Source organism: Phreatobacter sp. AB_2022a (assembly GCF_026847585.1).
Lineage (GTDB): Bacteria > Pseudomonadota > Alphaproteobacteria > Rhizobiales > Phreatobacteraceae > Phreatobacter.
Map to the genome: position 1 here is coordinate 45794 of NZ_JAPSET010000023.1, position 19587 is coordinate 65380.

Here is a 19587-nt window from a genome sequence, read left to right on the forward strand (position 1 = left end):
ATCATGTTCGGCAAACGCGGCACCGGTGGATCGGCAGGCGGACGCGGCCCGTACGAGGGCTCCCGCTCGCTCGAACGCGTTCCGGCACCCGTTCCGGCCGCAAGCCGGCCACCGGAGCCGGCACCGGCCCGCAGCGTCGATTTCGCCTCGCCGCCACTCGCGCCGCTGGCCCCGGCCGCGCCGCCGACGCCGACCCCCGCTGTCGAAGAGCGCCAGCGCTCGGCCAGCTTCTACGAAACCAAAAGCCAGGTCTTCGGCGCCCTCATCGAGGCCATCGACCTGTCGCAGCTCGCCAAGCTCGACAACCAGGCCGCGCGCGAGGAAATCCGCGACATCGTCAATGAGATCATCACGATCAAGAATGTCGTGATGTCGATCGCCGAGCAGGAGGACCTGCTCGAGGACATCTGCAACGACGTGCTGGGCTATGGTCCGCTGGAGCCCCTGCTGGCGCGCGACGACATATCCGACGTGATGGTCAACGGGCCGAACACGGTCTTCATCGAGGTCGCCGGCAAGATCCAGCGCACCGGCATCCGATTCCGCGACGCGGCGCAGCTGATGAACATCTGCCAGCGCATCGTCAGCCAGGTCGGGCGCCGCGTCGACGAATCCTCGCCGATCTGCGACGCGCGCCTGCCCGACGGCTCACGCGTCAACGTCATCGCCCCGCCGCTCGCCATCGACGGCGCGGCCCTGACCATCCGCAAGTTCAAGAAGGACAAGCTCACCCTCGAGCAGCTCGTCCGTTTCGGCTCGATCTCGCCCGAAGGCGCCGAGGTGCTGAAGATCATCGGCCGGGTCCGCTGCAACATCGTGGTCTCAGGCGGCACCGGCTCCGGCAAGACGACCCTGCTCAACTGCCTGACCCGCTATATCGACGCGGACGAGCGGATCATCACCTGCGAGGACGCAGCGGAGCTGCAATTGCAGCAGCCGCACGTGGTGCGGCTCGAAACCCGCCCGCCCAATCTGGAAGGCGAGGGCCAGGTCACCATGCGCGACCTCGTCAGGAACTGCCTGCGCATGCGGCCCGAGCGGATCATCGTCGGCGAGGTCCGCGGCCCGGAAGTGTTCGATCTCCTGCAGGCCATGAATACCGGCCATGACGGCTCCATGGGCACCATTCACGCCAACAGCCCGCGCGAATGCCTCAGCCGCATGGAATCGATGATCGCCATGGGCGGCTATAGTCTGCCCGCCAAGACGGTGCGCGAGATGATCACGGGCTCGGTCGACATCATCGTGCAGGCGTCCCGCCTGCGCGATGGTTCGCGCCGGATCACCCACATCACGGAAGTGCTGGGCATGGAAGGCGATACGCCGGTCACCCAGGACCTGTTCGTCTACGACATGCTCGGCGAGGACGATCACGGCCGGATCAATGGCCGCCATCGCTCCACCGGCATCGGCCGGCCCCGGTTCTGGGACCGGGCGCGCTATTATGGCGAGGAAAAGCGCCTGGCGGCCGCGCTCGATGCCTCCGACACCGACGAACCTGTCGCGAGGTGACGATGCCGGACATCGACGCTCTTGCGATCATCGGCCTTGCCGTCATCTGCGCCGGCGGGCTGGCCTATGCCCTCATCTACCCCTTCCTGTCGGGCGCGGTGAAGGCCGACGAACGCCGGGAGGCCGTCGCCGGACCGGCCGTCCGGGCCACGCGCAAGGTTCAGGAGCCGGCCGCCAAGCGACCGAGCGTCGAGGAAACGCTGAAGGAAATGGAGCGGCGGCAGACCAACGCCAACCGCCCGTCGCTGTCAATGCGCATTGCCCAGGCGGGCCTGTCCCTGTCCAAGGGGCGGTTCATGGCGCTGTCGGGCCTGCTCGGCATCGCCGCCTTCGGCTTGACGCTCATGGCCGGCCTCGGCCTGCTCTGGGCGCTGGCCGCCGCCGTCGCGGCGAGCGTCGGGGTGCCGCAGTGGTTCCTCGCCTTCATGAAAAAGCGCCGCCTCGCCGCCTTCCTCGAGGAACTTGCCAATGCCGTCGACGTCATCGTCCGTGGCGTCAAGGCCGGCCTGCCGCTCGGCGACTGCCTGCGGATCGTCGCCACCGAAGCCCAGGAGCCGGTCAGGAGCGAATTTCGCTACATTATCGAGCAGACCGCACTGGGCATTCCGCTGCACGAGGCAGTTCTCAAGCTCTATGAGCGCATGCCGGTGCCAGAGGCCAATTTCTTCTGCATCGTCATCTCGATCCAGCAGAAGGCGGGCGGCAACCTCGCCGAAGGTCTTGCCAACCTGTCCAAGGTTCTGCGCGACCGCAAGAAGATGAAAAACAAGATCATCGCCATGTCGCAGGAAGCGAAGGCCTCGGCCGCCATCATCGCCAGCCTGCCCCCCGGTGTCATGATCTTCGTCTACCTGTCGACGCCGCAATACATCTCGCTGATGTGGACGACCGAGATGGGGCGCTTCCTGCTCGCCGGATGCCTGCTGTGGATGTTCATCGGCGCGATGGTCATGCGCAAGATGATCAATTTCGACTTCTAGCGGAGAGGACGCGACGATGATCGACTTCCTCATCGCCAAGCTGCACGACCGGGATTTCATGATCCAGTTGCTCATCGCGATCGCGGTGTTCGCAACGGTTCTGACGATCGCCATGCCGCTGGTCGCGGGCGACGATCTCGGCCGACGCATGAAGTCCGTCTCGGTCGAGCGCAACCGGATCCGCGAGCGCGAGCGCGCCCGGCTCGTCAACGGCGAGCGCGTCAGCATCAGGCCGACGCCCAAGGCTTGGATGCTGTCCATCGTCGAGACGCTGCAGCTAACCAAACATCTCGCGCAGGAGGAGGCGCGCGGCAAGCTGGTGCAGGCGGGGTACCGCGGCCAGGGCCCCTATGTCGCGTTCCTGCTGTTCCGGCTCGTGGTGCCGATCATCACCTTCCTCGCCGCGCTCGCCTATTTCTTCCTGGTCAACGACATGGGGCAGCCCGCCATGGTGCGGGGCCTGCTCGCTCTGTTCGCGGCCTATGTCGGCATGCAATTGCCGATGCTGTTCCTGAAGAACCAGATCCAGCACCGGCAGACCTCGATCCGCCGGGCCTTTCCGGATGCGCTCGACCTGATGCTGATCTGTGTCGAAAGCGGCATGTCGATCGAGATGGCGTTCCGGCGCGTTGCCGCGGAGATCGGCACGCAGTCCATTCCGCTCGCCGAGGAGCTGACGCTGACGACGGCCGAGCTCAGCTACCTGCAGGACCGGCGCCTGGCCTATGAGAACCTCGCCAAGCGGGTCGATCTCGACGGTGTCAAGGCGGTGTGCATGGCCCTCATCCAGTCGGAGCGCTACGGCACGCCGCTCGCCAACACGCTGCGCGTCATGGCCCAGGAAAACCGCGACATCCGAATGTCGGAAGCGGAAAAGAAGGCAGCCGGCCTGCCGCCGAAGCTGACCGTGCCGATGATCCTGTTCTTCCTGCCCTGCCTGTTCGTGGTCATCATGGGTCCCGCCGCAATCCGGCTGATGGGCTCCAACTGATCATCGGCTCGGCACCCAAGCTCGGCCCGCCGGCCGGCACCACCTCGGCGGCCGCCAGCCGCCGGTAGAGATTGCGCAGGCGGCGCACCGGCCACCAGTCGTAGAGCAGGATTTCCGCCGGCCGCCAGTTGGCAACCCAGCCGAACAGCGAGATGCCGTCGCGCAGACCCTCGCGCAGGCCGTCCCGGATCGGCGCGGAATCGACCGCCTGGGCCAGCGCGGTGCAGGCGGCAAGGACGACGAGGCCGATCATCAGCGATACGGCACCGCGCTTGAGCAGGCGGCGCAGATTCTGATGCTCGGTCGTGGCGAGGCGGCCGAAGTGAACGTCGACCGCGGTCTGCAGCCGCGCTGCGGTGGCGCGGTCCGCCGGCCGGCCGGCCTCGGAAAGGTCGATGACGAAACCATCGCCGCGCGGCGCGTCCCAGGCCTCCGACACGATGTAATGGGCGATCGGCCGGTTGAGATTGTGGGCGTGAAACGGCGAGGGATCGAAGGTCGTGAAAAGCTGCTCGACCGCGGGCACGTCTATGGCGATCCGCGTGGTGCCTTTCATGGCCTGTCTCCGCCTGGCGCCCCGAAGCCGAGATTGCCCTTATCGGGATAGCGACGTCGAGAGCGCATATCTGCGAAAATCAGGCACGCCGCGCGATCCGGTCGCGCCGGTAGAGCAGCCAGCCGACGATCGACACGTTGACGAGGTTCCACAGGATGCCATTGACGAAAGCGGCCTGATAGGACCGGGTCAGATCGTAGATCACCCCCGACATCCAACCGCCGAGCGCCATGCCGACGAGCGTCGCCATCAGCGCGACGCCGACCCGCGTGCCGGCTTCGCCGGCGGCGAAATATTCGCGCACGATGATGGCGTAGCTCGGCACGATACCGCCCTGGAACAGGCCGAACAGGATCGAGAAGATATAGAGCGGCGTCAGCCCGTCGGAGGTCAGGAACAAGAGCAGCGCAAGCCCCTGCAGGGCGGAGCCGAGCAGCAGGGTGGCAAGGCCGCCGAGCCGGTCGGCGATGAACCCCGAGGCGACGCGGCTGACGATGCCGAAGGCCAGCATCAGCGAAAGCATTTCGGAGCCGCGCGCCACGCCGTAGCCGAGATCGGCGCAATAGGCGACGATATGGACCTGCGGCATGGACATGGCGACACAGCAGGCCAGGCCCGCGATCGCCAGCACCACCATGAGCGCATTCGACGACAGGCCGAGATCGGCCACGTTGCCATGGCGCACGACACCTGCGACCGGCGCCGGCTCGGCCGGCGGCTGGCGGCGCAGCAACAGGGCGAGCGGGGTCATCAGGACCACCACGGCGACGGCGATCAGGAGGTGCGTCGTCCGCCAGCCGACCGCCTCCAGCGTGAAGCGGACGATCTGCGGCCAGATGGCGCCGGCGATATAGTTGCCACAGGCGCAAACGGCCACCGCAATGCCGCGCTGGCGATTGAACCAGAGCGAAATATGCGCCATCAGCGGCCCGAAAACGGCGGCCGAACCGAGCATGCCGATGAGCACGCCATGGACGATGGCGAAAACCCAGATATTGGGCGCGAGGCCAGCCAGCACATAGCCGAGGCCCATGACGAGCCCGCCGCCGAGGACCGGCAGCATGATGCCGAAGCGGTCGGTGAGCCTGCCGATGAGGACGCCGCCGACGGCGAAGCCGATCATGGCGAAGGTGTAGGGCAGCGAGGCTTCGCCGCGCGCAATGCCGAAATCGGCCTGAACCGCCGGCAACACGACGACCACAGACCACATGCCGACGCCGCCGATGGTGCCGAGCGCCAAGGCAACGGCGAGCCTGAGCCAGGCGGCGGGCCCGTCGATGTCGGAGGGTGAAGCCCGGTGAGGATCAGGCGAGGTGATCTGCAGCAAGATGGAACCGTCCGGGCTTCAGGGACCCGGAAGCTAGCACCGCCGCCCGGCGCGGGACAGCGATCGTCCCGCGCAACCGCCCTGCATGACCGGGCGGGCTCGGGAATGCGCGGCGTGCGAGCCGCGCCGCCAGCGGCCGACCGGCGCCAGCGGCCCTTTCAGGCGGCGTCGCGCTGATCCGGCATCGGCCCGACATAACGCGATTGCGGACGAATCATCCGGCCGCTCTTCTCCTGTTCCAGCACATGGGCGGTCCAGCCGGCGACACGGCCGGCAGCAAAGACATTGGTGAAGCTCTCGCGCGGCAGTTCGAGCGCCTCGAGCACCAGGGCAGTGTAGAATTCGACATTGGTGTCGAGCGTCCGGCCCGCCTTGCGCTCGCGCAGGATGTCGAGAGCGGCCGCTTCGACCGCTTCGGCGAAACCGATCCGGTTGTCGCCCCGGCCGAGCTCGCCCGCGACCGCCTTCAGCACGTCCGCCCGCGGATCACGCACCCGATAGATCCTGTGGCCGAACCCCATGAGGCGCTCGCCACCGGCGAGGGCCTGCTCGAGCCAGGGCCGGATATTGGCCGGATTGCCGATGGCATCGAGCATGTCGAGCACCGGACCCGGCGCGCCGCCATGCAGCGGGCCCTTCAGCGCACACAGGCCGCCGACGACGGCCGAGACCAGTCCGGCCCGTGTCGATCCGATCACCCGCGCGGCAAAGGTCGAGGCGTTGAGGCCATGGTCGGCGACCGTCACCAGATAGGTTTCCAGCGCCCGCACATGCGCATCCGGCGCGCTCACGCCGCGGATCATGCGCAGCATGTCGTCGGCCTGGCCGCGGCCGGCATCCGGCGCGACCGGGGCGAGGCCGCGATGGCGGCGAGCAATGGCGGCGGCAAAGACCGGCACGGCGGCAACGGCGAGATGATGCGCGGGCACCGTCGCTGCATCCGGGAGGGCGGACAGCATCAACCGCAAGGCCTCGACCGCGGAGAGGCCGTCGACGGCGGGCATGACCGGCGCCGCCGCGGCGAAGGCCGCCACACGGGCTTGGCCGAGCCGCGCACGGATATCGGCCTCATCAACCGATTCGGACACGAAACCTTGCCACAGGAGACCGAGAACGGCTTCAAAACTGCGTTTTCCGGCGAGCTGTTCGAGGTCATGACCCCGCACGATCAGGCGCCCGGCAGCGCCATCGACATGGCTGAGCACGGTTTCGGCGGCAATGACGTCATCCAGTCCGGAGACGGCGACGACGGGCCCTTTGGCAGCTGGCGACATGGCAGTTCCTTTCGATCGACCGGATCTACCTTGCGCCGCATATCAATATCGTCAATATTGATTGAGATAATCAATATAAGAGCCATGCCCCAGGATCCCTATCTCGACACCCAGGCGGCAATCGCCCGTCTCGGCATTTCGCGGGCCAGCCTCTACGCCTATGTCAGCCGTGGCCTGATCGAGGCGCGGCCCGACGGCCAGGATCCGCGGCGCAGTCTCTACCGGGCCGCCGATATCGAACGCCTTGCCAAAACCAAGGCCCGCGGCCGCAAGTCCGACGAGATTGCCGGTGCGACGCTCGACTGGGGGCCGCCGGTGCTGGCATCGGGAATCACGCTGATTGCCAATGACCGGCTTTATTACCGCGGCCAGGATGCGGCGCGCCTCGCGCGGAGCGCGAGCCTCGAAGAGGTTGCGCGGCTGCTCTGGCAATGCGGCGAGGACGATCCTTTCGCCGCGCTTGAGCCTGTCGATCCGGCACCGGTGGGCGCCGGCGCACGGGCCATAGACCGCTGCCTGCAGCTTCTGGCCGGGCGCGGCGTCAATACCCGCATGATCTGGCAGCGCGATGTCAGGCGCTTGTGGCCGGAGGCGGCAACGCTGCTGCGGCTCGTCGCCGCCGGCGTCGCCGGCACCACGCCCGGCCCGGAGCCGATCCACCAGCAGATGGCCCGCGCCTGGAAGGTACCCGCCGACAAGGCCGACATTCTGCGCGCCGCGATGGTGCTGCTGGCCGATCACGAATCGAACGCCTCGGCCTTCACCGTGCGGGTCATTGCATCCACCGGCGCCTCGCTCGCCGCCTGTCTTCTGGGCGGGCTCGGCGCGCTGTCGGGGCCGCTGCATGGGGGCACGACGAGCCTCGTCGAAATCCTGTTCGACGAAGTGGCCAGGGCTGGCGATGCGAACGCGGTCATCGAAGAGCGGCTGCGCCGCGGCGACCGCCTGCCAGGCTTCGGCCATCAGCTCTATCCGGGTGGCGACCCGCGCGCCGACGCGCTGATGGCGCTGCTACCGGCCGATCCGGTCCGGGACGCCCTGCTTTCGGCGATGAGCGCGATCGGCGAACGCCAGCCCAACATCGATTTCGCGCTCGTTGCGGCCTGCCGGCTGCTGCACCTGCCGCCAGGTTCGGCGCTGGGCCTCTTTGCGGTCGGCCGCACCGTCGGCTGGATCGCCCATGCCCTCGAGCAGCAGCAGACCGGAAGCCTGATCAGGCCGCGGACGCGCTACGTCGGCGCCGAGCCGGAGGACTAGGCGCGGTCCGACCGACCGGCGAGGCCGGAGAGGGCAGCCACAAGCCAACCGCCGATGAGCAGGACGCCGCCGGTCGGGGCCGCCATGGGAAACAGGGCGCTGCCGGCAAAGGCGCGCCAGGCAAGGTCGCCGGCAAAGAGCAGAAGCCCGAGGATCAGCGCGGCGGCGGCCATATCGGCAAGGCGCGGCGCCAGCATGCCCGTGCCACGGCCGAATGCGATGGCGAGCAGCGCCGGCGCATGCAGGGACAGCATGCTGGCCGCCACATTGAGGCTGGTGCCGGCATAGGCATGGGTCGACAGGGCGGCAAGGGCGACGCCGGCCGCGCCGATGAGGCCGGCAAGACAGGCAACGAGGCGCGGCATTCTCAATGCTCCCGAGGGTGGTGGAGGCGTCTTGAGCACTTGCGCCGGGCCGATGCAAATCAATCCTCGCATGTCCGGCCGATCGAAAGCCCCGCGCCTTTCATTGTTTCCATGGGACGGTGAAGGGTTCCGGACTGCTGTGTCGACTCATTTCTTTCACGCCGCCCGGCACCGGCCTCGCACGAAGACGCCATGGCGCGGCAAAGGTCTCGACCTTGCCGTTGTTCGCGTTTAGTTCTTGGCGCATGGCCGTGCACACCACCGCGACATTGGAGGACGCAACGATCCTGCCGGAACGTTTCGGCGGCTGGTTCGCGAGCCGCGGCTGGACCCCGCGCGCCCACCAGCTCGAGCTGCTCGCGCTGGCGCGGCAGGGGCGTTCCGCCCTGCTGGTCGCGCCGACCGGCGCCGGCAAGACCCTGGCGGGTTTTCTGCCGAGCCTCGTCGAACTTGCGCAGATCCGGGCAAGCGCCCGTTCCGGCCTGCATACGCTCTACATCTCGCCCCTGAAGGCGCTCGCCGTCGACGTCGCCCGCAATCTGTACAAGCCGGTGGTCGAAATGGGTCTTGCCATGCGCATCGAGACCCGGACCGGCGACACGCCGGCCTCCAAGCGCCTGCGCCAGCGGGCCGATCCGCCACAGATCCTGCTGACGACACCCGAACAGCTCGCTCTGCTGCTGGCGAGCGCCGATGCGCCCTTCATGTTCGGCAGCCTCAAGCGCATCGTGCTCGACGAGCTGCATGCGCTTGTCACCTCCAAGCGCGGCGACCTCCTGTCGCTCGGCCTGTCCAGGCTGTTCCGGCTGGCGCCGGAGGTGCAGATGGTCGGTCTGTCCGCCACCGTCGCCGATCCGGTCGACCTCGCACGCTTCCTCACGCCGCAGCAGCAGGACCGGCCGCCGGCCGCCATCGTCGTCGCCGAGGGCGGCGCGCGGGCCGAGGTTTCCATGCTGGACACGCGTGCACGCCTGCCCTGGTCCGGCCATTCGGCACGCCATGCGCTCGACGAGATCTACGAGGCGATCCGCGCCCATCGCACGACGCTCGTTTTCGTCAATACCCGTTCCCAGGCCGAGCTGCTGTTCCAGTCGCTCTGGCGCATCAACGACGACGGACTTGCCATCGCCCTGCATCACGGCTCGCTCGACGTCGCCCAGCGCCGCCGGGTCGAGGATGCCATGGCGGCCGGCCGCCTGAAGGCCATCGTCTGCACGTCCTCGCTCGATCTCGGCGTCGACTGGGGCGATGTCGATCTCGTTCTGAATGTCGGCGCGCCCAAGGGCGCGAGCCGGCTCATGCAGCGGATCGGACGCGCCAACCATCGGCTGGACGAAGCCTCCAAGGCCGTTCTGGTGCCGGCCAACCGCTTCGAAGTGCTTGAATGTCGAGCGGCGCTCGAGGCCGTGCGCGACGGCGTCCAGGATACGCCGGCGCTGCGCATCGGCGCCTTCGACGTGCTGGCCCAGCATATTCTCGGCATGGCCTGCGCGGGACCGTTCGACGCGACCGCGCTCTATGAGGAAATATGCGCGGCCGCGCCCTATGCCGGCCTCTCCCGTGCCGATTTCGACGATGCGCTCGCTTTCGTCGCGACCGGCGGCTACGCGCTGAAGAACTACGAGCGCTTCGCCAAGATCCGGCGCGCCAAGAACGGCCTCTGGTACGTGGCCCATCCCAAGGTCGCCGCCCAGTACCGGATGAATGTCGGCACGATCGTCGAATCCGCCATGCTGAAGGTGCGCCTCATGCGCGCCGCCCGTCAGCCCAAGCACGGCTATGTCGGTCCGATCGCCCGTGGCGGCCGGGTGCTCGGCGAAATCGAGGAATATTTCATCGAGGGCCTCGTTCCCGGCGACACCTTCCTGTTCGCCGGCGAGGTCCTGCAATACGAGGCCCTGGTCGAGGACGAAGTCTATGCGTCCCGTTCGGCCGCCAGGGAGCCCCGCGTCCCCGCTTATGCCGGCGGCAAATTTCCGCTCTCCACCTTCCTCGCCGACGGCGTCCGCCGCATGCTCGCCGACCGCGCGTCCTGGCGCGACCTGCCGCGTCCGGTCGCCGACTGGCTGGAGCTGCAGCGCCTCGTTTCGGTCATTCCGGCCCGCGACCAGTTGCTGGTCGAGACCTTTCCGCGCGCCGACAAACACTACCTGGTCGTCTATCCGTTCGAAGGACGCCTCGCTCATCAGACCCTGGGCATGCTGTTGACACGCCGGCTCGAACGGGCCGGCATGAAGCCCATGGGCTTCGTCGCCACCGACTATTCCCTGTCGGTCTGGAGCCTCGCGGATGTCGGTTCCGCGCTGTCGCAGCGCCGCCTGTCCATGGCCGCCCTGTTCGACGAGGACATGCTGGGCGACGATCTCGAAGCCTGGCTCGCCGAGAGCCAGCTGATGAAGCGCATGTTCCGCACCTGCGCGATCATTTCCGGCCTGATCGAGCGGCGCCACCCGGGCAAGGAAAAGACCGGCCGGCAGGTCACCCTGTCGACCGACCTGGTCTACGACGTGCTGCGCCGGCACGAGCCCGGCCATATTCTCCTGCGCGCCGCGCGCGCCGACGCGGCGACCGGACTGCTCGACATTGCCCGGCTCGGCCAGATGCTCTCGCGCATCAAGGGGCGAATCGTGCACAAGCGGCTCGACCGGATCTCGCCGCTCGCCGTGCCGGTCATGCTGGAGATCGGACGCGAGCCGATCTATGGCGAGGCGGGCGACGCAATCCTGGCCGAGGCGGAGGCGGATCTTCTGGCCGAGGCCGGCATTGGAGCCATGACATGACCATTGCCGCCTTGCGTGCCGTCCCGGAGACCGTCATCCAGGTCGCCGGCGAGGCGTTTCTCGCCGATTGCTCCGGCGCGCTCTGGTGGGACGCGGCGCAAACCTTGATCGTCTCCGACCTGCACCTCGAAAAGGGATCGAGCTTTGCCGCCCGCGGCATTCTGCTGCCGCCCTACGACACGGCCGCGACCTTTGCCATGCTCGACACCGCGCTGCGGCGTTATCGACCACGCCGGGTGATCGCGCTCGGCGACAGCTTCCATGATGGCGGAGCGCTCGGCCGGATCGCCGACAGCGACCGGTCGACCCTGACCCGGCTGCAGGCAGGCCTGACCTGGGTCTGGATCGAAGGCAATCATGACGGGGCGCTGAGCGGCGTATTGCCGGGCGATCACATGGCGCGTCTTGCGGAGAGGGGCCTCGTTTTCGTGCACGAGCCGGGCAGGGGGTCATCGCCCGGCGAGATTGCCGGGCATTATCACCCTTGCGCCAAGGTGCGCGGCCGTGGCCGCGGCATTCGCCGGCGGGCCTATGCCAGCGACGGCGACCGGCTGGTCATGCCGGCTTTCGGAGCCTATGCCGGTGGTCTCAATGTCCGCGACGGCGCCATCGAAGCCCTGTTTCCCCGCGGCTTTTCGGCCTTCATGCTCGGCGACGAGCGGATCTACACCTTCCGCCAGGCGCATTGCCTGCCGGACTGATGCGCCGGCCGCGCGCGAAGGCCCGGCCTGGCACATGTTTCACGTGAATCATTCACCCATCACGAGCCGCGACGATAGACCCAGACGCGCGCCGGCGGGATGTTGCGCCAGACCCGGTCGGACGGTTCGGCGGCGAAATCGGCACCCTTGAGCGGCACCGGCGAGACCACCGCATAGGTGAACTGGATGAAAGGCGCGCCGGGCTTCATCAACCCGAAGGCTTCGTGCAGCAGCTTGATACGCACCGGCTCCGGCCGCGTCACCAGCGGCAGGCCCGAGACCACGGCATCGGCGGGCGCGCTGAGCTTGCCGGCGAGGGTCCGGCCGAGCGTATAGGCATCGCCATGCACCACGGTCGCCTTGGGGAAGCGTTCGCGCAGCAGCCGGCAGAATTCGGCGGAATATTCGACGAGGACGAGCCGGGCAGGGTCGACGCCGCGCTCGACCAGAGCCGCCGTGACGGGTCCCGTCCCGGGGCCAAGCTCGATCACCGGACCGGCGCCCGCCGGATCGACATAACCGGCCATGCGGCGGGCCAGAACGGGACCGGACGGCGTCACCGCGCCCATTCGGAGCGGGTTTTTCAGCCAGTTGCGGAGAAATCGGGCTTCGTCATCGTGCCGCTGCTCGGCGCTTTTGCGCACCAGAGCCCGGCCCGTAGGCGTGCGATCGACCATTGAAAGGTCCGACAAAAAAGGGTCCGTCGCGGACCCTGTCATGATTTGGTCATTCGTATCGGGATGAGCGCGGAGGGTCAAGAAGCGCTCCCCGCGCTCGTTCAATCCGCTTCCGGTTTCGGCAATGTGTCGTACCAAATGGCCTTTTCGCCCATTTCGGCAACAAACTTCATGTGCAGCGCCATCGCTTCCGGCGTCAGGCGGGGCTGAAGCGGCCTTTCGCGGCGGCCGATCGCAGCCGCAACCACCGTCGTCCGGATCGTGCGCGGCCGCGAATCGGCGAGAACCAGCGAGGTCTGCCGGCCGCCGATGAGCTCGATATAGACCTCCGCAAGAAGCTCGGCGTCGAGCAGAGCGCCGTGCTTCGTACGCTTCGAATTGTCGATGCCGAAACGGCCGCACAGGGCATCGAGACTGTTCGAGCCGCCCGGGAAGCGCCGCCGGGCCATGGTCAGCGTGTCGACCACCCGGTCCATGTTGATCGGCTCGCGCCCGGCCCGCTTCAGCTCGGCATTGATGAAGCCCATGTCGAACGCGGCATTGTGGATGACGAGCTTGGCGCCTTCGGCAAAGGTGACGAAATCGTCGACGACAGCGGCGAAGACCGGCTTGTCGCTCAGGAACTCGGCCGACAGGCCGTGAACGCGGAAAGCCTCCTCGGGCATGTCCCGTTCCGGGTTGATGTAGACATGGAAGGTCCGGCCGGTCGGAAACTGATTGACGAGCTCGACCCCGCCGATCTCGACCAGGCGGTCGCCGCGCAGCGGGTCGAGGCCAGTGGTTTCCGTATCCAGGATGATTTCGCGCATCAATGGCTCCCGCGGCTGCCGGCAAAAGCCCGAACGATCGACTGGACCTGGCGGCGCGCGGCCTCGAAGCTGTGGCTGGTGTCGATCACCACATGGGCGCGCCGGCGCTTGTCCGAATCGGGCATCTGTCGCGCCAGGATGGCATCGAGCTTTTCGGCGGTCATGCCCGGGCGGGCCAGCACACGCGCGCGCTGCACATCCGCCGGGGCCGACACGACCACGACGGCGTCGACGGCGGCCTCGCCGCCAGTCTCGAAGAGCAGCGGAATGTCGAGCACGGCGAGCTGGTGGCCCGCCGCGCGGCAACGTGCCAGGAAATCCGTCTTTTCGGCCTGGACGAGCGGATGAACGATGCCTTCGAGCTTCTTCAGCGCCTCCGGCTTGCCGAGCACCGCCGCGCCGAGCCTGGTCCGGTCGACCGTGCCGGCCGTCGTCACCCCCGGAAAGGCGGCTTCGATCAGGGGCGCTGCAGCCCCGGAATAGAGCCTGTGTACCACCGCATCGGCATCGTGCACGGGAACCCCGGCCTCGCGAAAGAACTGCGAGGTGGTCGATTTGCCCATGCCGATCGAGCCCGTCAGTCCGAGCACAAGCATGTCATGATCCCCTGACGTCGGCCGCAACAAGCTCGTAGAGCTCCGGCGTGACCACCGGTGTCGTGCCGAACCATTTCGAAAAGCCTGGAATGGCTTGGTAGAGCAGCATGCCGAGCCCCCCGACGACGCGATGCCCCCGCGCCCGGGCGACCGCGATCAGCGGTGTCTCCAGGGGAACATAAACGATATCGGCGACGATCGCGCTCGTCTTCAGACCATCCAGGGCGAGATCGAGCGGCGGCTGGCCCGCCATGCCGAGGGCCGTCGTATTGATCAGGAGGTCGATGCCGGGCAACAGGCTCGGCGCAGACGTCAGGGCCGCTGCCGCGACGCGCGGGCCGAACTCCGCCGCGATCGCCTCGGCGCGCTCGGTCGACCGATTCGCCACCGTAATTTTCGCGACCCCGCGCGAGATAAGCCCGTGAACGATGCCGCGGGCGGCTCCGCCGGCACCGAGCACCAGGGCATGCCCTGCTTCCTCCGCCCAGCCCGGCACGTCCGCGTCGAGACTTGCCAGAAAGCCCATGACGTCGCTGTTGCTGCCGCACAGCCTACCGTCGTCGAGCCAAATCGTATTGGCCGCGCCGAGCGCGGCCGCGGCCGGATCGACCTCGTCGAGCAGCGCAAAGGCGGCTTCCTTGTGCGGGAGGGTGACGTTGCACCCGACATAACCACGATCCCCGAGGCTCTTCAGGAACCGCGCGAAGTCTTCCGGCGGCACACCTTCCTGAACATAATCGCCGGCAAGGCCGAGCCGCCGAAGCCAATAGCGATGGATCATCGGCGACCGACTGTGCTTGACGGGCCAACCGACGATGCAGGCGCGTTTCATGTGAGAAGAAGACCCTGTTGTCTCAGCGCCGCAAGCAGGGGAAGCAGCGGCATGCCGAGAATGGTGAAATAGTCGCCGTCGATGCGGTCGAACAGCTGAATGCCCGGCCCCTCGAGCTGATAGCACCCGACGCTCGCCAACGTCTGGTCGCCCATGACGGCGAGATAGCTGTCGAGATAGCGATCCGAGAAGGTCCTCATATGCATGGCGGCACTCGCGACATGGGCAAAGGTCGGAGCGCCGTCGCGCGCGAGCACCACGGCCGAATGAAGATGGTGGATTCGGCCGCGAAACGACAGCAGGTGCCGGCGCGCCTCGGCAAGGTCATGCGGCTTGGAGAAACGCTCCGGTCCGAGCGCCAGGGTCTGATCGGCGCCGATGACGACCGCTCCCGGCCGCATCCGGCTGACCGCCACCGCCTTCGCCTCCGCAAGCCGCCGCGCGATCTCGGCCGGCCCGTGCCCGGCGGCGGTCCAGCCGGCATCGAGGGCGCGCTCGTCGATATCGGCGGGAACGAGCTCCACTGCCACGCCGGCCGCAGCCAGCATGGCGGCGCGAGCCGGCGATTTCGAGGCCAGGATCAGCATGGTCAGAAATGACCCTGGTCGGCCAGGCTGCGCCGGTGGTCCTTCAGATAGGTGATGATCGCTGCGGCCGTTTCCTCGATCGAGCGGCGGGTGACGTCGATCATCGGCCAGTTCTTGTTGGTGAACAGCCGGCGCGATTGCGCGACCTCCTCGGTCACGGCGGTGCGGTCGACATAGCTCGACTTGTCCTGCGTGGCGTTGAGGCTAAGGATGCGGTTCTCGCGGATCTGCACGATCCGCTCCGGGCTTGCGAACAGCCCGACCACCAGCGGCTTCTTCAGCGATTCGATTTGCGGCGGCAGGGCGATGCCCGGCACCATCGGGATATTGGCGGTCTTGATGCCGCGATTGGCGAGGTAGATGGAGGTTGGCGTCTTCGAGGTCCGGGAGACGCCGACGAGCAGGACATCGGCTTCTTCCCAGTTTTCGGGCAACTGGCCGTCATCATGCATCATCGTGTAGTTCAGGGCGTCGATACGCTGGAAATATTCCGCGTTCAGCATGTGCTGTGCGCCGACCCGCGGCGTCGATGCGGCCCCGAGATAGTTCTGGAACATCGCCAGGACCGGGGCGAGCACGGACATCGACGGACAGCCGAATTCGCGGCACTTCGTCTCGAGCCGCTCGGAAAGCTCGGGATCGACGAGCGTGTAGAGCACGATGCCGGGATTGTTCTCGATCTCCGAAATCACCCGGTCGAGCTGCTTTTGCGAACGGACCAGCGGATAGACATGCTCGATCGCGGAAACGGTCGCATATTGCACGGCGGCCGCACGGCCGACGGTCATCAGCGTCTCGCCGGTCGCGTCGGACACCAGGTGCAGGTGGAAATAACTTTCGTGACGGTGTGGCATCGACCTCGACCGGGGGACCGGCATTGCATGGGCCTGTGGATGAATGCCGACAAGGCCATGCCAGGCGGAGGACGGCAAGGCTTTTCATGTGAAACATCCCGGCGCTGTCCCCAGCCCCGCCGAACGGGACAACGATTCCGGAGCGGTCCGGGATGGCCCGACGGCAGCTTGCCAGGGCCCGTCGCGCGCCGGACAAAAGCAAGGCGACTCCAGCTACTTAGTGCGGGCGCCAGCGCGCCGGCGCACAGGGTGGGACAAAACGGCCATGCCCGAACAGCCGGTGGACAGCTTGTGGAGGAAATTGGCTTCGCCTAATCCAGGCTCAAAGAATCTCAAAAGACTCTCTTTAAGACTCTCTTGAAGGGAGAAAAGGAAGGCAGGCAGCCTGGTGACAAAGCCTCTCCTCTCCGTCCTCAAGGGCGAGCGAGCCGCAAGCCCACCCGTCTGGATGATGCGCCAGGCCGGCCGCTACCTTGCCGAATACCGTGCCGTCCGCGCGGAGGCAGGTTCCTTTCTCAACCTCTGCTTCGACCCGGACAAGGCGGCCGAGGTCACCATGCAGCCGATCAGGCGCTTCGGTTTCGATGCAGCCATTCTGTTCTCCGACATTCTGGTCGTGCCCCATGCGCTTGGCCAGCAGGTCGCTTTCGAGGCGGGGGAGGGTCCAAGGCTCGACCCGATCGCCGACCGATCCGGCTTCGCCAGGCTTTCGGCAAGGCCTGATCCAGCCATTGTCGGGCCGGTCTACGAGACCGTGCGCAAGGTCCGCGCCATGCTCGCACCCGACGTGACGCTGCTCGGCTTCTGCGGAGCTCCCTGGACCGTTGCGACCTATATGGTGGCCGGCCGGGGCGGCGACGATCAGGCGGCCGCCAGGCTCTTCGCCTATCGCGATCCGGACGGCTTCGCGGTGCTGATCGATCAGATCGTCCGGGCTTCGATCGACTATCTCCTCGGCCAGATCCGGGCCGGAGCCGATGCGGTGCAGATCTTCGATACCTGGGCTGGCATCCTGCCGGCGGCCGAATTCGAACGCTGGGCGGTCGAACCCGTCGCCCGCATCATTGCCGGCGTGAAGGCCGCGGCTCCGGATGTGCCCGTGATCGCTTTTCCGAAAGGCGCCGGCTATCGGCTCGGCCGGATCGTCGCTGGCACCGGCGCCGATGCCGTCGGGCTCGACTGGACGGCCGATGCCGATTTCGTCCGACGCGAAATCCAGCCGAAAGTGGCGGTCCAGGGCAATATCGATCCGCTCGCGCTGCTGGCCGGCGGTGCCGCGCTGGACCGGGCGGTGGACGAAGCCCTGGCGAACTACGCCGCCGGTCGCCATATCTTCAATCTCGGCCACGGCATCCTGCCGCCGACGCCGGTCGCGCATGTCGAGCAGATGCTGGCGCGCGTGCGGGCCTGGAGGTCGTAATGGCAGGTCCTGACATGAGCGGTGCGGCCCGTGCCAGGCGAGCGGTCACTGCACTCGTCGTGACCGGGCTTCTCGCCGGCGGCCTCATTCTCTTCGCGCCGGTCAGCGGGCTGCTCTGGATCAAGGCCCTGCACGTGATCGCGGTCATCTCGTGGATGGCCGGCATGCTCTATCTGCCGCGGCTCTTCGTCTATCACGCGGGCGTCGCGCCGGGCTCGGAAGCCTCCGAGACCTTCAAGCTCATGGAGGCCCGGCTGCTCGAGTTCATCATCAACCCGGCCATGATCATGACCTGGGTTCTCGGTCTCTGGCTCGCCTGGACCGCCTTCCGATTTCATGGCGGCTGGCTGCATGCCAAGCTCGGGCTCGTCGTCATCCTCTCGGGCGTGCACGGTTATTTCACCGGTGCCGTCAGGGCCTTTGCGGCCGATCGCAACACGCGTAGCGCCAGGCACTGGCGCCTCATGAACGAGGTGCCGACGCTGATCATGGTGCTCGTGGTGATTCTGGTGATCGTCAAGCCGTTCTGAGCGGCGGGCTGAACATCAGCGGCCGCGGGCGGGGCGCATGAGCAGGGCTTGCAATTGGCCGGCGCAGCGCTTATTGCAAATGCGCCTCCCCAACGCAGACAGGGTCGTGTGAAGCAGCACCAGAGTGCCGCTCAATCGATCCGGATAGAGGCCTCCCCGGCCCCGCATTCCCTCGCGATCTGCGACCTTCATTCCCTTCCAGTTCCGGTGCGGTTTCGGTTCAGCCCGTCCCGCGCCATCGGCCGGCCCACACCCTATTGCGGTTCCGATGCAGCAAATCAAACTTCAAGACATCAAATCCAAATCGCCTACCGAACTCCTCGCCTTTGCCGAAGAGCTGCAGGTCGAAAACGCGTCCACCCTGCGCAAGCAGGAGCTGATGTTCGCTTGCCTCAAGCAGCTCGCGGCCCAGGAGATCGAGATCATCGGGGAGGGCGTCGTCGAGGTGCTGCAGGACGGCTTCGGCTTCCTGCGCTCGCCCGACGCCAACTATCTCGCCGGGCCTGACGATATCTATGTATCGCCCTCGCAGATCCGCCGCTTCGGCCTGCGCACCGGCGACACCGTCGAGGGACAGATCCGCTCGCCCAAGGAAGGCGAGCGCTATTTCGCCCTGCTCAAGGTCAACCTGATCAATTTCGAAGAGCCGGAGAAGGCGCGTCACAAGGTCAATTTCGACAATCTGACGCCGCTCTATCCGAACCAGCGGATCAAGCTCGAAAACGAAGACCTGCCGAAAAAGGACTTCTCGGCGCGGGTCATGGACGTCGTGGTGCCGATCGGCAAGGGCCAGCGCGCCCTCATCGTCGCACCGCCGCGGACGGGCAAGACCGTGCTGCTGCAGAACATCGCGCAGTCGATCACCCGCAACCACCCCGAATGTTACCTGATCGTGCTGCTGATCGACGAACGTCCGGAAGAGGTCACGGACATGCAGCGCTCGGTCAATGGCGAGGTCATCTCGTCGACCTTCGACGAGCCGGCCACCCGTCACGTGCAGGTCGCTGAAATGGTCATCGAAAAGGCGAAGCGCCTGGTCGAGCATGGCCGCGACGTGGTCATCCTGCTCGATTCGATCACCCGCCTCGGCCGCGCCTACAATACGGTCGTCCCGTCCTCGGGCAAGGTGCTGACCGGTGGTGTCGATGCCAATGCCCTGCAGCGGCCGAAGCGCTTCTTCGGCGCCGCCCGCAATATCGAGGAGGGCGGCTCGCTGACCATCATCGCCACCGCGCTGATCGAGACCGGCAGCCGCATGGACGAGGTGATCTTCGAAGAGTTCAAGGGCACCGGCAATTCCGAAATCATCCTCGACCGCAAGGTTTCGGACAAGCGCACCTTCCCGGCGATCGACATCACCCGTTCCGGCACCCGCAAGGAAGAGCTGCTGGTCGCGCCCGACGTGCTCAAGAAGATGTACGTCCTGCGCCGCATCCTCAATCCAATGGGTACGGTCGACGCTATCGAGTTCCTGCTCGACAAGCTGCGCCAGACCAAGACCAATGGCGACTTCTTCGACTCGATGAACACCTGAGGCCA

19 protein-coding genes are annotated in these 19587 nt (G+C 66.9%); 9 read left to right on the forward strand and 10 right to left on the reverse strand.

The annotated features are described in order from the left end of the window. The first annotated feature begins 3 nt into the window (after positions 1–3). The 3 genes from OZ671_RS17535 to OZ671_RS17545 are packed head-to-tail and all read left to right on the forward strand — an operon-like array spanning position 4 to position 3483. Positions 4–1512 carry a CpaF family protein gene (locus OZ671_RS17535; RefSeq protein ID WP_268861937.1) on the forward strand — a complete coding sequence of 503 codons (1509 nt, stop codon included), beginning with the start codon at positions 4–6 and terminating at the stop codon, positions 1510–1512. Positions 1513–1514: 2 nt separating this feature from the next. Next, on the forward strand, positions 1515–2492 hold the full coding sequence (locus OZ671_RS17540; protein WP_268861938.1) for a type II secretion system F family protein: 978 nt from the start codon (positions 1515–1517) through the stop codon (positions 2490–2492). Positions 2493–2508: 16 nt separating this feature from the next. Further along, positions 2509–3483: a type II secretion system F family protein gene (locus OZ671_RS17545; protein ID WP_268861939.1), complete on the forward strand. Its 975-nt coding sequence runs from the start codon at positions 2509–2511 to the stop codon at positions 3481–3483. On the opposite strand, the gene OZ671_RS17550 is transcribed toward OZ671_RS17545, so the two are convergent. The 3 genes from OZ671_RS17550 to OZ671_RS17560 all read right to left on the reverse strand — a co-directional run bounded on the left by OZ671_RS17550 (position 3443) and on the right by OZ671_RS17560 (position 6640). After that, positions 3443–4039 carry a hypothetical protein gene (locus tag OZ671_RS17550; protein ID WP_268861940.1) on the reverse strand — a complete coding sequence of 199 codons (597 nt, stop codon included), beginning with the start codon at positions 4037–4039 and terminating at the stop codon, positions 3443–3445. The genes OZ671_RS17545 and OZ671_RS17550 overlap by 41 nt on opposite strands. A gap of 79 nt (positions 4040–4118) precedes the next feature. After that, on the reverse strand, positions 4119–5366 hold the full coding sequence (locus OZ671_RS17555; RefSeq protein WP_442957095.1) for an MFS transporter: 1248 nt from the start codon (positions 5364–5366) through the stop codon (positions 4119–4121). Between the two features lie 158 nt (positions 5367–5524). Then, on the reverse strand, positions 5525–6640 hold the full coding sequence (locus OZ671_RS17560; protein WP_268861941.1) for a citrate synthase/methylcitrate synthase: 1116 nt from the start codon (positions 6638–6640) through the stop codon (positions 5525–5527). 552 nt (positions 6641–7192) lie between these two features. On the opposite strand from OZ671_RS17560, the gene OZ671_RS31990 reads away from it, so the two are divergent. Then, positions 7193–7897 (forward strand): citrate synthase, encoded by a 705-nt coding sequence (locus tag OZ671_RS31990; protein WP_328286383.1) that lies wholly within the window; start codon positions 7193–7195, stop codon positions 7895–7897. Here the strand turns inward: OZ671_RS31990 and OZ671_RS17570 are convergent. After that, a complete protein-coding gene (locus tag OZ671_RS17570; RefSeq protein WP_268861943.1) occupies positions 7894–8262 on the reverse strand; it encodes a DUF423 domain-containing protein in 369 nt (122 codons plus the stop codon). The genes OZ671_RS31990 and OZ671_RS17570 overlap by 4 nt on opposite strands. A gap of 245 nt (positions 8263–8507) precedes the next feature. Here OZ671_RS17570 and OZ671_RS17575 point away from each other — a divergent pair, with 245 nt between their 5' ends. Together OZ671_RS17575 and pdeM are read left to right on the forward strand one after the other, a co-directional pair. Further along, positions 8508–11042 carry a ligase-associated DNA damage response DEXH box helicase gene (locus tag OZ671_RS17575; RefSeq protein ID WP_268861944.1) on the forward strand — a complete coding sequence of 845 codons (2535 nt, stop codon included), beginning with the start codon at positions 8508–8510 and terminating at the stop codon, positions 11040–11042. After that, positions 11039–11743, forward strand: coding sequence for a ligase-associated DNA damage response endonuclease PdeM (gene pdeM, locus OZ671_RS17580; RefSeq protein WP_268861945.1), 705 nt, complete (start codon positions 11039–11041; stop codon positions 11741–11743). The genes OZ671_RS17575 and pdeM overlap by 4 nt, the downstream gene beginning before the upstream one ends. A 59-nt stretch (positions 11744–11802) precedes the next feature. On the opposite strand, the gene OZ671_RS17585 is transcribed toward pdeM, so the two are convergent. The 6 genes from OZ671_RS17585 to OZ671_RS17610 all read right to left on the reverse strand — a co-directional run bounded on the left by OZ671_RS17585 (position 11803) and on the right by OZ671_RS17610 (position 16098). Further along, entirely contained in the window at positions 11803–12420 is a 618-nt protein-coding gene (locus tag OZ671_RS17585) for a class I SAM-dependent methyltransferase (RefSeq protein WP_268861946.1), read from the reverse strand. Positions 12421–12521: 101 nt separating this feature from the next. Then, a complete protein-coding gene (dnaQ, locus tag OZ671_RS17590) occupies positions 12522–13229 on the reverse strand; it encodes a DNA polymerase III subunit epsilon (protein ID WP_268861947.1) in 708 nt (235 codons plus the stop codon). Beyond that, complete coding sequence (gene coaE / locus OZ671_RS17595; protein WP_268861948.1) at positions 13229–13825, reverse strand: dephospho-CoA kinase; 597 nt, start codon at positions 13823–13825, stop codon at positions 13229–13231. Before coaE ends, dnaQ begins: the two co-directional genes overlap by 1 nt. 1 nt (position 13826) lies before the next feature. Beyond that, positions 13827–14657 (reverse strand): shikimate dehydrogenase, encoded by an 831-nt coding sequence (locus tag OZ671_RS17600; RefSeq protein ID WP_268861949.1) that lies wholly within the window; start codon positions 14655–14657, stop codon positions 13827–13829. Beyond that, entirely contained in the window at positions 14654–15244 is a 591-nt protein-coding gene (locus tag OZ671_RS17605; RefSeq protein ID WP_268861950.1) for a Maf family protein, read from the reverse strand. The genes OZ671_RS17600 and OZ671_RS17605 overlap by 4 nt, the downstream gene beginning before the upstream one ends. A gap of 2 nt (positions 15245–15246) precedes the next feature. Next, positions 15247–16098 (reverse strand): pyruvate, water dikinase regulatory protein, encoded by an 852-nt coding sequence (locus OZ671_RS17610; protein ID WP_268861951.1) that lies wholly within the window; start codon positions 16096–16098, stop codon positions 15247–15249. A 448-nt stretch (positions 16099–16546) separates the two neighbouring features. On the opposite strand from OZ671_RS17610, the gene hemE reads away from it, so the two are divergent. The 3 genes from hemE to rho all read left to right on the forward strand — a co-directional run bounded on the left by hemE (position 16547) and on the right by rho (position 19582). Continuing rightward, on the forward strand, positions 16547–17518 hold the full coding sequence (hemE, locus tag OZ671_RS17615; protein WP_442957097.1) for a uroporphyrinogen decarboxylase: 972 nt from the start codon (positions 16547–16549) through the stop codon (positions 17516–17518). Further along, positions 17518–18048: a protoporphyrinogen oxidase HemJ gene (gene hemJ, locus OZ671_RS17620; protein WP_268861953.1), complete on the forward strand. Its 531-nt coding sequence runs from the start codon at positions 17518–17520 to the stop codon at positions 18046–18048. Before hemE ends, hemJ begins: the two co-directional genes overlap by 1 nt. A gap of 268 nt (positions 18049–18316) precedes the next feature. Continuing rightward, positions 18317–19582 (forward strand): transcription termination factor Rho, encoded by a 1266-nt coding sequence (gene rho / locus OZ671_RS17625; RefSeq protein ID WP_038302447.1) that lies wholly within the window; start codon positions 18317–18319, stop codon positions 19580–19582. Positions 19583–19587: the final 5 nt, after the last annotated feature.